The sequence below is a fragment of the Dyella sp. 333MFSha genome (assembly GCF_900102405.1).
Classification (GTDB): Bacteria; Pseudomonadota; Gammaproteobacteria; order Xanthomonadales; family Rhodanobacteraceae; genus Luteibacter; species Luteibacter mycovicinus.
This window is the reverse complement of sequence record NZ_FNBR01000008.1, coordinates 66,972-79,898: the sequence shown is the minus strand read 5'-3', so window position 1 is coordinate 79,898 and position 12,927 is coordinate 66,972. Positions and strand designations below refer to the sequence as shown.

At 65.4% G+C, this 12,927-nt stretch carries 10 protein-coding genes; 2 read left to right on the top strand and 8 right to left on the bottom strand.

The features are described from left to right. Window positions 1-183: 183 nt before the first annotated feature. The 5 genes from BLT40_RS19405 to BLT40_RS19385 form a co-directional block, all read right to left on the bottom strand. The gene (locus BLT40_RS19405; protein ID WP_036115320.1) at window positions 184-702 is read right to left on the bottom strand and encodes a Dps family protein; all 519 of its coding nucleotides are present in this window, start codon (window positions 700-702) and stop codon (window positions 184-186) included. 74 nt (window positions 703-776) lie between these two features. Next, window positions 777-2,171, bottom strand: a complete 1,395-nt coding sequence (locus tag BLT40_RS19400) for a sensor histidine kinase (RefSeq protein ID WP_090356114.1) — start codon at window positions 2,169-2,171, stop codon at window positions 777-779. Next, window positions 2,168-2,833 carry a response regulator gene (locus BLT40_RS19395; protein WP_090356109.1) on the bottom strand — a complete coding sequence of 222 codons (666 nt, stop codon included), beginning with the start codon at window positions 2,831-2,833 and terminating at the stop codon, window positions 2,168-2,170. Before BLT40_RS19395 ends, BLT40_RS19400 begins: the two co-directional genes overlap by 4 nt. 112 nt (window positions 2,834-2,945) lie before the next feature. Then, window positions 2,946-3,554 carry a hypothetical protein gene (locus tag BLT40_RS19390; protein WP_090356105.1) on the bottom strand — a complete coding sequence of 203 codons (609 nt, stop codon included), beginning with the start codon at window positions 3,552-3,554 and terminating at the stop codon, window positions 2,946-2,948. 2 nt (window positions 3,555-3,556) lie between these two features. Then, window positions 3,557-4,072: an RNA polymerase sigma factor gene (locus BLT40_RS19385; RefSeq protein WP_079522670.1), complete on the bottom strand. Its 516-nt coding sequence runs from the start codon at window positions 4,070-4,072 to the stop codon at window positions 3,557-3,559. Window positions 4,073-4,206: 134 nt separating this feature from the next. Between BLT40_RS19385 and BLT40_RS19380 the strand changes: the two genes are divergently transcribed. Next, window positions 4,207-5,949 (top strand): M14 family metallopeptidase, encoded by a 1,743-nt coding sequence (locus tag BLT40_RS19380; RefSeq protein WP_090356138.1) that lies wholly within the window; start codon window positions 4,207-4,209, stop codon window positions 5,947-5,949. Between the two features lie 62 nt (window positions 5,950-6,011). On the opposite strand, the gene BLT40_RS19375 is transcribed toward BLT40_RS19380, so the two are convergent. Further along, window positions 6,012-7,634, bottom strand: a complete 1,623-nt coding sequence (locus BLT40_RS19375; RefSeq protein WP_255364071.1) for a multicopper oxidase family protein — start codon at window positions 7,632-7,634, stop codon at window positions 6,012-6,014. Then, on the bottom strand, window positions 7,627-9,342 hold the full coding sequence (locus BLT40_RS19370) for a phospholipase C (protein WP_255364070.1): 1,716 nt from the start codon (window positions 9,340-9,342) through the stop codon (window positions 7,627-7,629). Before BLT40_RS19370 ends, BLT40_RS19375 begins: the two co-directional genes overlap by 8 nt. Before the next feature lie 241 nt (window positions 9,343-9,583). Here BLT40_RS19370 and BLT40_RS19365 point away from each other — a divergent pair, with 241 nt between their 5' ends. Beyond that, a complete protein-coding gene (locus BLT40_RS19365; protein WP_090356101.1) occupies window positions 9,584-11,731 on the top strand; it encodes a M13 family metallopeptidase in 2,148 nt (715 codons plus the stop codon). A 58-nt stretch (window positions 11,732-11,789) separates the two neighbouring features. Here BLT40_RS19365 and BLT40_RS19360 read toward each other — a convergent pair whose 3' ends face one another. Continuing rightward, window positions 11,790-12,893 (bottom strand): glycosyltransferase family 9 protein, encoded by a 1,104-nt coding sequence (locus tag BLT40_RS19360; protein WP_090356096.1) that lies wholly within the window; start codon window positions 12,891-12,893, stop codon window positions 11,790-11,792. Between the last annotated feature and the right edge of the window lie 34 nt (window positions 12,894-12,927).

Genomic DNA, 12,927 nt, shown 5'->3' with positions numbered 1-12,927 from the left:
CAGCCGACTCGAAAACCCCCAGGCGAAGCCCGACCCGGCCGAAGGCCATTGATACACGGCCGCGGTAGCGGCCCTTCCTTGAGGGGTCGCCGCAGGCGTGGCCTCGAGGGTCACACCCGCCGGCTCCTACCGACCACACCGCACGCCGCGACAAAGCCAAACGCGATGGCGCAAGCCGAGCCCTCAGCTCTCGCGCGCCGCCTCAAAGAGGAACCACACGCGGCGTTCCGTCTGGTCGATCCAGTTTTCGATCAGGCTGGCCGTGGCGACGTCGTTGTATTCGTCGCACAGCGCATGCGTTTCACGCATGAAGCCCGTGAGGCGCTGATTGTCCTCACGCAACTCGGCCAGCATGTCCTGCGGCGTGACGAAGTCGGCGTCGTTGTCGGACAGACGTTGCAGACGGGCGATGTGCCCGATCGAATGCAGCGTGGTGCCGCCGAGCTTGCGCACGCGCTCGGCAAGATCGTCCGTCATGGCGAAGATCTGCTCGCCCTGCTCGTCCAGCAGCAGGTGCAGGTCGCGGAAGCGCGGACCGGACATGTGCCAGTGGAAATTCTTCGTCTTCAGGTACAGCGCGAACGTATCCGCCAGCAGGGCATTCACCTCGGCGGCGATGTCACGTGTCGCGTCGGCACCCAGACCGTTGGGCGTGCGCAGGTCGGCCTTGCGAAGGTTTTTGGTCGCTTGCGGGTTCTTCATCGGAGCGCTCCTTGGACAGGGGCTACGAGTATGCGCCGGGGTTTGTTACGTGAATTGCACGGATATCCTGTCGGTCAGGCCGCCGGCAGCGTCACAACGACGCGCAGGCCTGACCCGCCATCGCGGTCGAGCAGTTCGATGGACGCACCATGGAGTTCCGCGGCGCGCTGCACGATCGACAGGCCCAGGCCATAACCCTCGCCATGCGTGTCCACGCCCCGCTGGAAACGGGTGAACATGGCCGCGCGGCGGTCCGGCGGAATGCCTGGGCCATCGTCGACCACCTCGATGCGCGCCATGCCGTCCACCGAACCGATGGCCAGCTCCACATGACCGCCCTGCGGCACATGGCGGAAGGCATTCTCCAGCAGGTTTCGCAGCAGGGCTCCCAGAGCGACGCCATAGCCCTCGACGAACAGGTGGTCGGGCAGTTCGCGGACACTCATCTCGACACTGCCCTTGCCCACCAGCGGCGCCAGTTCGTCGATCACCTCGAGAGCCAGTTCGCCGAGATCCACGCGACTGCGCGGGCCGGACGCGGCACCCACTTCCAGGCGCGCCAGCGCCAGCAGCTGCTCCGTGCGCCGGGCCAGCGAGACCAGACAGGCGCGTGCGGCCTCCAGCGCGGACCGCGTAGCCTCGTCCGGTTGTGCGGACGCCATAGCATCCTCGAGGTTGATCATGGTCGAGGCGAGTGGCGTACGCAGTTCGTGCGCCACGTCCGCACTGAAGCGGCGTTCGCGATCCAGCGCGCTTTCGAGCCGACTGATCTGGTCGTTGAGAGCCGTCAGCACCGGCTGCAGTTCGGTCGGTGCGTCGGACAGGTGAATGGGCTCGCGACTGCCGGGCTCGCGTCGGGCAAGCGCACTGGCCAACGCCTCCAGCGGTCCCAGACCGCGACGGATGGCCCAGCCCACCAGAATCGCCAGCAGCGGCAGACCGAGCAACGTGGGCAACCCGTGCTCGATCCACAGCGCGCGGGTAATCTCGTGACGGCTGTCGTAGCGCTCGCCGGCACGGATCGTGATGTTTTCGCTTTCCATGATCAGCGTGAAGACGCGCCATTCGTGATGCCCGGTCTCGACATCCTCGAACGCGCCATCGGCGGCGTGCGTGTTGGGCAATCCGGCCAGATTCTCGGTACCCAGCAAAAGATGGCCGTCGCGATCGAAGACCTGGAAGCCCACCTCGGATTCGAACGTGCGCCCCTGTACCGTGAGTTCCTGCGGATGATTCGACACGCTCGGCACCAGCAGCCGCGCGTCGCGCTGGCTGCGCAGCTGCTCGACACCGATGCGGCCCACCAGCACTTCCAGCGTACGGGCCGCCTGCGCGAGACGGCCATCCGATAGCTCGTCCACCTCTTCGAGCGTGCGCTTGGCGCTGAGCACGCCCAGAGGCAGCAGCACGGCCGCCAGAACGATGACGATGAGGATCAGCAGCCGGGCACGGAGGCTCAGGGGTTTCAAAGCGGTTCCCGCGGAATCATGTAACCGAAGCCTCGCACCGTCTGGATCGCCTCGTGGCTGAGCTTGCGGCGCAGGGAATGCACGAGCACCTCGAGTGCGCTGGTGCTCATCGCATTGTCCGGCCCATACAGCGAGGTCTCCAGCGACTCGCGACGGACGATCCGGCCCGCCCGCTCCATCAGCGCCTGTAACAGCGCGAACTCGCGCCGGGTCAGTTCCACCTTCTGTCCGTGCCAGACCACATCGAACGTGCCCAGGTCGAGGCTCAGGGCGCCGGCTTCGAGCTTATTCACCGCCGCGCCACGCACCCGACGGGCCAGCGAACGGATCCGCGCCGCCAGCTCATCGAGATGAAACGGCTTGATCAGGTAATCGTCCGCACCCGCATCGAGCACCTGGATGCGCGAATCGAGGGCATCGCGCGCCGACATGACGATCACCGGGGTGGTGACGCGCAGACGACGCGCCTCGCTGAGCACGTCCATGCCATCGCGCCCGGGCAGGCCCAGATCGAGCAGGACAAGGTCCGCGTCGTGGTCGCGCAGCGCGGACAGCGCCTCGTTGCCGTCGCGGTACCAACTGATGGTGTAGGCCAGTCGTTCCAGCGCGCGGCGGATGGCATCGCCCAGCTGGGCGTCGTCTTCGACGAGGATGATGTGCAAAGGGGAAGCCTCCGTATAAGGACAAATTATCCCTATGTCCCGCTTAGCGCCAGCTTATGGATCCGTTGTCCGGGGGACGGCGGAGCGGGAGGACGCCGTTCGCGCGACCCGCTCACCCCGCGCGAAACCGCTCGATCTCGTCCAGCCGCTCCTGCGCCCGGCGTACCGCGGAACCTTCCGGCTTTCCGTCCAGTCGCGAGACCACGATGAAGACGCCGAGGCATACCACCGCCGTGATCAGCTGCAAGCCGACGAAGGCCGGATTCGCCGCCACCACATCCACGCCCAGCAAGCCAAACGCCCAGATCACCATCGCGACCCACATGAAACACCCGGCCACACCGAACCAGCGGCCCTCGCGGATGCGCCACGCCCGCAGGTCGGCGATCCGCGCCTGCAGCGTCAGCACGGGCGAGGCCTCGTCCACCCGGGCTACGAGGACGAGAGTGCGGACGGCGGCGATGATCATGGCGACGCCATAAAGATGCAGCAGAACGCCGGTCACCAGAAGGCTCGGCTGCGCCCGATGATCGACCCAGAACGACCCGGCCGCTACCGCCAGCATGAGGCCCGCGATCAGCTGTATCAGCTGCCAGGCCACGAGCGCGCGCAGTTCCGCCTTCACGCCTCGGCGCCGGCCCGACACCGCGACGGCCGCCTCGATCCGTTCCAGCCGCCGGTCGAACTCCGCCCATCCCGCCTTCAGTTCGTCGAGTTCCATGATCAAGTTCCTCTCGTGGATGGCCGGCCGGTCATATCCCGGCGCAGGCGTTGCTTCAGGCGCGCGATACGCGTGCCTACGTTGGACTCGCCGATACCCAGCACCGCCGCGATCTCGGCATGCGGCAACTCGTCGAGGTAAAGCATGGCCAGCGCCCGGTCGAGTGGCGCGAGTGCTTCGATGGCCCTGGCCAGCAGGGCGAGTCGCTCGTCCGGCTCGTCAATGGGCGTACCACCGCCCAGGGTGTCGATCAGCGCTTCGTCCAACGGCTGAGGCCGCTCGCGTTCGCGCCGGGCATGCGAAAGTCCGACGTTGAGCGCCACGCGATACATCCACGTGGAAAAAGGACGGGTGGCGTCATAGCTGGCGAACGAGCGCCAGACCTGCAACGCGATCTCCTGAGCGAGGTCGCGCCGGTCCTCCTCGCCGCGGGCGTACACCGCCGCGACCTTGAACAGGATTTTCCGATGGGTATGGAGCAGCGCCTCACACTCGCGCCGCCTCGCCTGATCCGCCATGACGCCTCCTCTTTCCCCCATGATTCGCCGTGACACGGAAAAAATCACACAATGACCCGATTCCCTTTCCGAAGGCTGGCCTGACCGTGACGCTTCAAGCACGACTTCTCCTCGCCCTGATCGCGGTGACCCCGATGACGATCCACGCGAAAGACACCTGGACCACGCCCGCCGAAGCGTCCTCGTTCCGCACCACGCCATCGTATGCGGAGACGCAGGCGTTCCTGCGCCGGCTGGCCCGCGCCGCGCCGGACACGATCCGTCTGGAGACGTTCGGTACCACGCCGGAAGGCCGACCGATGACGGCGGTCATCGCCGGCAAGGATGGCGATCTCACACCCGAGCGCGCGCGCGCCGCGGGCAAGCCCATCGTGCTGCTGCAGGCGGGCATCCACCCGGGCGAGATCGAAGGCAAGGACGCGGGGCTGATGCTGCTGCGCGACTTCGCCACCATGGGCCGCCTGCCCCACCTGCTCGATCACGCCGTGCTGGTCTACATCCCGGTGTACAGCGTGGACGGGCACGAGAACTCCGGCCCGTACTTCCGCATCAATCAGAACGGTCCCGAGGAAATGGGTTTCCGTGGCCAGTCGCAGTACCTCAATCTCAACCGCGACTACGTCAAGGCCGACGCGCCGGAAACCCGCGCGTGGCTGACGCTGTGGAACGCATGGAAGCCCGACCTGCTCATCGACATCCATACGACGGATGGCGCGGACTACCAATACGACCTCACGTGGTACGCGGAGGACGCACATAAGCTGCCACCGTCGATCGCCGCCTGGCAGGCGAAGGCCTTTGCCGGTCAGACCATGCCCCGCTACGAAAAGCTCGGTCATCTGGCTTCGCCCTACCTCGAGTTCCGCGACGGGCGCGATATCACCAAGGGCATCGAAAACTTCGGCTCGGGTCCGCGCTTCTCCACCGGTTACGCGGCGATCCGCAATCGCGCCGGGTTGCTGATCGAGACGCACATGCTGAAGTCGTACGAAGTTCGCGTGCGCGCGACGTACGACGTCGTGCGCAGCATCTTCGAGGTGATCAACGCCGATCCTGCCGCGTTGCTGCAGGCGTCGAAGGATGCGGATCGCTGGGCGTCGTCACTTTCCGCTCAGCCGGGTGCCTCGTTGCCGGTCACGTTCAAGCTCGACCCGACGCCGAAACCGTTCCAGCTTAAGGGTTACGCGTTCACGCAGACGAAGAGCGACATCTCCGGCGACCTCTGGGTTCAGTACGACCCGAAGACCAACAAGACCTACGACATCCAGAGCTGGAACGATCTGCTGCCGGATGTCTCGGCACCGATCCCTGCCGCGTGGGCCATTCCCCCGCAGTGGACCGACATCATCGAGCGGCTGGATGCGCAGGGTATTCCGTATACGCGGACGACCGCCGCGACGAAGGTTGCGGTGACGCGCGACGAGCTGACCCAGCCGAAGTGGGCGGATAAGCCGTTCGAGGGTCATCACATGTTGAAGGACGTCGTGGTGACGCCAGCGAAGGAAACCGTCGAGTTACCCCCGGGTACCGTGATTGTCCGCGCGGATAACGTCGATGCGGTGCTCGCGCTGAACCTTCTGGATGCGCGTGCGCCCGACTCGGTGCTGCGCTGGGGCTATCTCAACGGGATCTTCGAGCAAAAGGAATACGGCGAGCCTCGTGTGCTCGAGGCTCTGGCGCGGAAGATGCTGGCGGAGAATCCTTCGCTGAAGGCGGAGTTCGACGCGAAGGTGAAAAGCGATGCGGCGTTTGCCGCCAGCCCGCGCGCGCGGCTGACCTTCTTCTACGAGCGCAGCCCGTGGTACACGGTGCAGAAGGTGGGTGCTTACCCGGTGTTGCGGCTGGATGCTCCCGCGTTGCAACAACTCGCCCATTGATTGTAGGAGCGCGCCTTGCGCGCGATGCGTCTGATCAGAAGCATCGCGCGCAAGGCGCGCTCCTACACCACCACCTCGAACGGTCGCATCATTTCATTCGCCTCGTGCTCCGCCAGATGGCAATGCCATGCATACCGCCCGGCATAGCCATCGAAGGTCGCCACGATCCGCGTAATCATCCCCGGATAGACCTGCACCACGTCCTTCCAGCCACGTTCATGCGCCGGTGGCTCCTGCGCCGGCCCGACGTAGCGGATCGTCTTCTTTTCCATGTATTCGTCGACGTCATAAGGACGCCGGTCGAGGATCTGGAAACGAACGAGGTGCAGATGGATCGGATGCGTGTCCTCGGTGAGGTTCACCAGATACCACATCTCCGTCGTGCCCAGCTTCACCGTCTCGGTCACCGGATCGTGCCAGCGCTTGCCGTTCAGCAGCATCAACATCGGCGTCGCGACGCAGTCGCTGTATTCGTCGAGCGTGAGCTCGCGTGACTTCGATGCTGTGGTTTCAGTGACACGCGGCAGGTCGCGCAGCACGTCCGGTACCCGACTGTCGTCCCGAACCTCGCCCTGACTCACGGCAAAACGCATCAGCGGCAGCGCATCGTTCATCAGCTCGACGCTGGCGCCGCGCAACGAAGCGAAGTCGACGACGAGGTCCACACGCTCGCCCGGTGCGAGGAAAAGCGACTTCACCGTCGCCGGCGCGGCAAGCAGCCCCTGATCCGATCCGATCACCTGAAACGGTCTGCCGTCGCGAAAGCGCAGATGATAGAACCTGCCATTGGCGGCGTTGAGCACACGCAGACGGTAACGACGCGGCTGCACGTCGGCCCGGGGCAGGATCGCACCGTTGACCAGTGTGAGGTTGCCGAACACCTCGGGCACCCACGGCGCATTCGCATCGCCGGAATCCGGGTAGTACAGCCGCCCGTCCGTACGTAACCATCGGTCGGCGAACACCAGCGGCAACTCCTGCTCGCCCGAAGGCAAGCCAAGCGACAGCTCATGGTCGTCGCGCAACAGGTACAGACCCATCAGCCCGGCATACATGTTCAGCCGGTTGATGCCCATCGCGTGATCGTGGTACCAGAGCGTCGAAGCATCCTGGACGTTGGCGTAATGGTGCTTGCGCGACTTGCCGGGGACGTACCAGTCCTCCGGAAAACCATCGTCCGCGCGCGGCACCCTGGCCCCATGCAGATGCACGATGGCACGCACCTCGGGCTTGTCCGCCTCCGCACCGCAGATCGCGTGATCCACCGGCAGGAAATGCTTCGTCGGCAGCGCGTTCTCCCAGACCACATCCACCGGCTGACCCGTACGGGCTTCGATCGTCGGCCCGGGATAATGGCCGCCGTACGTCCATAGCGTCGTCGGCGGCAGATCGCGGTGCAGCTTCTGCGTCGTCTCGGCCATGCGGACGTGCAGCGGCTTGCCCTTCCCGGCGTGCAACGTCGGTGGCAACGGCAGCGGATCGACAAAGGCGGCGAGCTTGCCCGGATCGACCAGACCCGGCATCCGCGTCGTGTCACCCATGGGATGCATGCACAGGTTGTTGCCCACCTTCGCGGCGGGCGCGGCCTGCATGCCGTGCATGTCATGCGCGAGCAGCCGCGACGGGATCCACCCCGCCGCGGCCGCCCAGCCCGCCGTGGTCAGAAACCGGCGGCGATCAACCATGCCCACCGTTCCCGAACGGCCAGTGCGGCCAGCCACCACCGCCCGCCTGCTTCGGCTGACCGGTCGACTCGTCGAGGATCAGCTTGCGATCGAACAGACGCGGCAGGAAGAAATCGAACATGCCGTCCAGGCGACCGGCCTGTGCGTCGGTGGAACCGCCGCCGATGCGCTTGCCCGACAGCCAGTTGTCTTCGATGAAGCGCGTGATCGAGCTCTGGTCGGTAACGCTGTGATCGACCATGTTCTCGCGCGCCCACGGGGACACCACCAGCAAGGGCAGGCGCGGACCGAAACCGCAACGGCCCTGCGCCGGTGTTCTGCCATCGAGGCCCGGCAGCGTGCCATGGCCCTTGCACACACCGTCGCCGTCCAGCGCGTCGGTGCTGCCGACCGATGCGTTCATGTGCGGCGGCGCCTGGTGGTCGTACCAGCCATCGGAATCGTCATAGGCGATGATGACCGCCGTGTCCTTCCACTCGGCGCTCTGCTGCAGGGTATTGATCACGTGGACGACGAAGGCCTGTTCGTCGAGCGGATCGGAATAACCCGCATGGCCGTCCTGATACGCCGGTGCCTTGAGGAAGCTCACCGCCGGCAGGTTGTTCGCATCGAGCGCGTCGTAGAAGTCTTCGATATCGTACTGATGGTTGGCCGCGTCGGTCTTGCCGATCGTCGCCACCGAGGTCGGACGCGCATGCGTCGGGTTCGCGGTGGACGGGTAGTACTGGAACGGCTCGTGATGCTGGCTGTAATCGTTGGACGTGGTGTGGGTCACACTCGACAGGTGGCGACGCGTGCAGCCCGTGCTGCCGTCGGCGTTGGTCCGGGTGAGGTCGAAGCCGCCCTGGAACCAGCCCCATGTGATGTTGCGCTCGTTGAGCAGGTCGCCGATGTTGCGACCGCCCATCGTCACCTGATTGGCCGTGGGCGACGAGCAGACATCGCCGATCGGATCGGGATCGCCGATCATCGTCATACCGCCGTGCCCGTCGTCGGTCTCGGCACCGGTACCGTTGAGCGTGTCGATCACGCCGGCGGTCTGGCCGGCGATGAGGTTGACCGCACCCGGCGTGGACGGGCCAAACCCGGTGCCGTAGTGGTTGTCGCTCATCGCGAAGTTCTGCGCGTAGTTCCAGTACGCGGTGACCGTGTTGCCATCGTAGTAACCCATGACCTGGCCCTTGCCCTCTTCCGCCGCATCGCCATCAGGCAGCGTTTCGCCGCGACCGGTGTACAGCGGGAACAGGTCCATGCGACCGCCGTGGAAAGCTCGCTGCTCCGATGTGTAACCGTGGTCCTGATCCGCCGTCGCCGCTTGCGCGCGGGTCAGGCGGAACGGATTGATGGCGGCATCCGCGTTGCCTGTGTTGCTGGCATTCGGATTGTCGGTCAGCAGGCGATGCGTCAGACCGTTGACCGGCGGCGTGAACGGGCGCGCGTAGAACGCGGGCTCGCCTTTCGCATTGGCGGCGAACGGATAGGTGCCGAAATAGTGATCGAAGGAGACATTCTCCTGAAAAATCACGACCACGTGCCTGATCGGGGTGGCCGCGCGCGGATCGTTCCCGTGGCCACCGTGACCGAAACCGAAGCCGAGAGCTTCCGTGGCCGAGGTCGCCTCCGCGGGGTCGGTCTGCTGGGCGACGACGATCGACGCAGCGGACAGGGTGAGCACGCAGGCGATGCCCGCGGCCATTAACTTGCGCATGACGTAGCTCCTCGGTGTAGACGTCCGAATTGCGTGGGTGGGCCGCATCCCCTGTCATGCGGTCCTGCCGATTCTGCGAACCGCCTGTGACAGTCCGGGGTCACTGCCTCGCGAGAACTTGCGAAGTTCACTAAACCATGACCTTCGTCACGGTTGGCCCTGCGGCCGCCCTTCAGCCGTTATCCTCGGGGAGTGCGGTGCCCGGGGGCGCCGTTGCAGCCACTTTCACAGAGGGACACCCATGACCCAGCAGTACCTGAAGCCGCTCGCCCTGGCGCTGACCATCGCGCTCGCCGGCACCGCCTGCAGCAAGCACAACGACGCCGATACCGCCGTCCCGGGCGGCAACACCCCGTCCCCGTCGACCACGGCCGCGCCCGCGCCCGCGCCGGCCGCGACGACCGCCGCCGCACCGGCCGGCCCCACGTTCAACGTGGCCGACATCGATACCAGCATCGACGCTTGCGACGACTTCAACGGCTTCGTCAATGCCAAGTGGGTGGCCGCCAACCCGATTCCGGACGACCGCACCCGATGGGGCGCCTTCGACCAGCTGGCCGAGAACAGCCTGAACACGCAGCACGAAATCGTCGATGCGATGGACAAGGGCGCCGCCAGCGCCACCGCCGGCTCGATCGAACAGAAGATCGGCCTGCTGTATCGCTCGGGCATGAACGAGGACGCCATCGAGAAGGCCGGCATCGAGCCGCTCAAGCCGGAACTGGCCAAAATCGACGCGCTGAAGTCGCCGCAGGACATCGCCGACTTCCTCGACGCCAGCTTCAACGATGGCAACAGCTACGTCTTCGGCTTCGGCGCGGGCGCCGACTTCAAGAACGCCAAGACGCAGATCGGTTTCGCGCAGCAGGATGGCCTGGGTCTGCCGACCAAGGACTACTACACCGATCCGAAGCAGGCGGATAACCGTAAGGCTTACGTCGACTACATCGTCAAGACGCTGACCCTCGCCGGCGTCTCCGATGCCGACGCGAAGACCCAGGCCGACGCGATCATGAAGTTCGAAACCCAGCTCGCCGCCGCCTCGCTCGCGCCGGTCGAACTGCGTACCCCGGAAAACCAGTACCACTTCGTGACCGTCGCCGACGCGGACAAGATCACCCCGCACTTCAACTGGGAGAAGTTCTTCGCCGCCCAGGGTGTGACGGTCGACAAGGGCTTCTCGCTGTCGCAGCCGAAGTTCTTCAAGGAGTTCGACAAGATGCTGGCGTCCACGCCGGTGTCGACGTGGCAGGCCTACCTGCGCTTCCACGCCATCGACGGCGCCTCGCCGTACCTGTCCAAGGCCTTCCAGGACAACAAGTTCGACTTCTACGGCAAGACGCTCGCCGGTCAGCCGCAGCAGAAGCCGCGCTGGAAGCGCGTGCTCGGCACGGTCAACTCGTCGATGGGCGAAGGCCTCGGCCAGCTCTATGTGGCCAAGGTGTTCAAGCCGGAAGCCAAGCAGCGCGCCAACGAACTGGTCGACAACGTGCGCAACGCCCTCAAGGCGCGCATCGAGAAGCTCGACTGGATGAGCGACGAAACCAAGCAGAAGGCCATCGCCAAGTGGAATACCTTCCTGCCGAAGATCGGTTACCCGGACAAGTGGCGCGACTGGTCGGGCCTGGACGTGTCCGGCGAGAACTACTTCGGTAACGTCGAAGCCGCCAGCAAGTTCAACTACCACTACGACATCGCCAAGATCGGCAAGCCGACCGACCGCCTCGAGTGGGGCATGACCCCGCAGACGGTCAACGCTTACTACAACCCGACCGACAACACGATCAACTTCCCGGCCGCGATCCTGCAGCCGCCGTTCTTCGACGCCAACGGCGACGACGCGATCAACTACGGCGGTATCGGTGCCGTGATCGGTCACGAAGCCAGCCACGGCTTCGACGACGAAGGCAGCCAGTTCGACGGTGAAGGCAACAACAGCAACTGGTGGACCGCGGCCGACAAGAAGAAGTTCGAAGAGCGCACCGCGAAGCTGGTCAACCAGTTCAATGAGTACGCGCCGATCAAGGACAAGCCGGACCTGCACGTCAACGGCAAGCTGACCCTCGGTGAGAACATCGCCGATCTGGGCGGCACCGCCGTGGCATACGACGCGCTGCAGGAAGCCCTGAAGAAGAACCCGAAGGAAGCCGAGTCCAAGATCGACGGCTACACCCAGGACCAGCGCTTCTTCCTCAACTGGGCCCGCGTGTGGCGCGGCAGCGTCCGCGAGAAGCAGGCGATGCTGTACCTCAACGTCGACCCGCACGCACCGGCCTCGCTGCGCGCCATCGGCGCTCCGTCGAACATGGAATCGTTCGCGACGGCGTTCCAGTGCAAGCCGGGCGCGAAGATGGTCCGCGCCGGCGATAAGCAGGTGAAGATCTGGTAAGTCGGTTCGATTACGCGATCTGAAAACGAAAGCGCCGCACAAGAGTGCGGCGCTTTTTTTATGGCGAACGGCGACGTTGCAGATGCGCCGCCGTTCGCGTCGCCGCGTGTCGCGGACACCCGTCATCACAGGCGATGGCGGCGTTGTTACGCCCGTAAGGCGCATAACGCCCCGGGTAGGTAGGCCCGAATAAACCCACGGTTGTCGCGTTCGTAGCGGCCGCCAGATGCATCACGCCGCAGTCGGCACTGATGTAGGTTCCGGCGGCTTCGATGAAGCTGGCGAGCTTGCGCGGATCGCTCGTGTAATACGTGGGATAGCCACCACCCAGGCGCGACTGACCATCGGCGGATACGAGTTCGACAATGCAGACATCGCCGATGCGTGCCAGCAGTTCGTTCGCAAAATCGCTCCACCAGTAGGTCGGCAGGCGCTTCGAACCGGTCGCGTTCGGGAAGATCGCCATCACCGGCAGGCCGCGTTCGTTGGCATCGCGAAGCACCCGCGTGAGGGCGTCCTGCCCACAGCGACGCTCCGCATCGGTCAGCCTGACATCGAGCAACGGAACCTCGCCCTCACCACGGGCACCCAGCGCCCAGCGCAACGCCTGCACCGGCCGTGCCGCGAGGTGCGTCACCGGACCCTCGTTCGGCATGGCGTCCGTACGTAACTGAAAACGGGCCTTCGCCATGGCACTGGCGATACGCCCGGATGACGACCCCGCCGCCGCGTCGATGACCAGGTCATAGCGACGCGAGCGCAGCTTGCGCAACGCGCCGATCGTGGCGAGGGGGCGCCGCGCCGCGCGTCGATCGAGAGTCATGCAGTCACCGACGATGTCGAACCCGCGAAACACCGAATGCGCCGCGGGACCGGCGGAGAGCAGATCCACTTCAGCGCCCGGGAAACGACGTTCGATTTCGACCAGCAGCGGAGTGAGCAGCAAGGTGTTGCCGAGCCGGTGATTGGGGCGGCAGACCAGAATGCGCTGGATGCCCGCGGCGGGAAGCTGGCCGGCGCCCACGAGGTTTTTCGGCGGAGCGACCAGGTGGCGCGCCAGCCAGGCCGCGACCCGGCGACGCCAGAGCGCGGTGTTGCCGTGCATGGGCGTGCGAGCCGGCTCGTTCGATGTGGTCGATGACAGCGACGCGACAGGAGGCATGGGCGAACTCTCTGGAAGTCTGCCGCCAACGATG

What these genes read in the sequence shown, in the direction of transcription:
- BLT40_RS19405 (WP_036115320.1), bottom strand. Translation starts at nt 702, where the DNA reads ATGAAGAACCCGCAAGCGACCAAAAACCTTCGCAAGGCCGACCTGCGC.
- BLT40_RS19390 (WP_090356105.1), bottom strand. Translation starts at nt 3,554, where the DNA reads ATGGAACTCGACGAACTGAAGGCGGGATGGGCGGAGTTCGACCGGCGG.
- BLT40_RS19385 (WP_079522670.1), bottom strand. Translation starts at nt 4,072, where the DNA reads ATGGCGGATCAGGCGAGGCGGCGCGAGTGTGAGGCGCTGCTCCATACC.
- BLT40_RS19380 (WP_090356138.1), top strand. Translation starts at nt 4,207, where the DNA reads ATGACGATCCACGCGAAAGACACCTGGACCACGCCCGCCGAAGCGTCC.
- BLT40_RS19375 (WP_255364071.1), bottom strand. Translation starts at nt 7,634, where the DNA reads ATGGTTGATCGCCGCCGGTTTCTGACCACGGCGGGCTGGGCGGCCGCG.
- BLT40_RS19370 (WP_255364070.1), bottom strand. Translation starts at nt 9,342, where the DNA reads ATGCGCAAGTTAATGGCCGCGGGCATCGCCTGCGTGCTCACCCTGTCC.
- BLT40_RS19365 (WP_090356101.1), top strand. Translation starts at nt 9,584, where the DNA reads ATGACCCAGCAGTACCTGAAGCCGCTCGCCCTGGCGCTGACCATCGCG.
- BLT40_RS19360 (WP_090356096.1), bottom strand. Translation starts at nt 12,893, where the DNA reads ATGCCTCCTGTCGCGTCGCTGTCATCGACCACATCGAACGAGCCGGCT.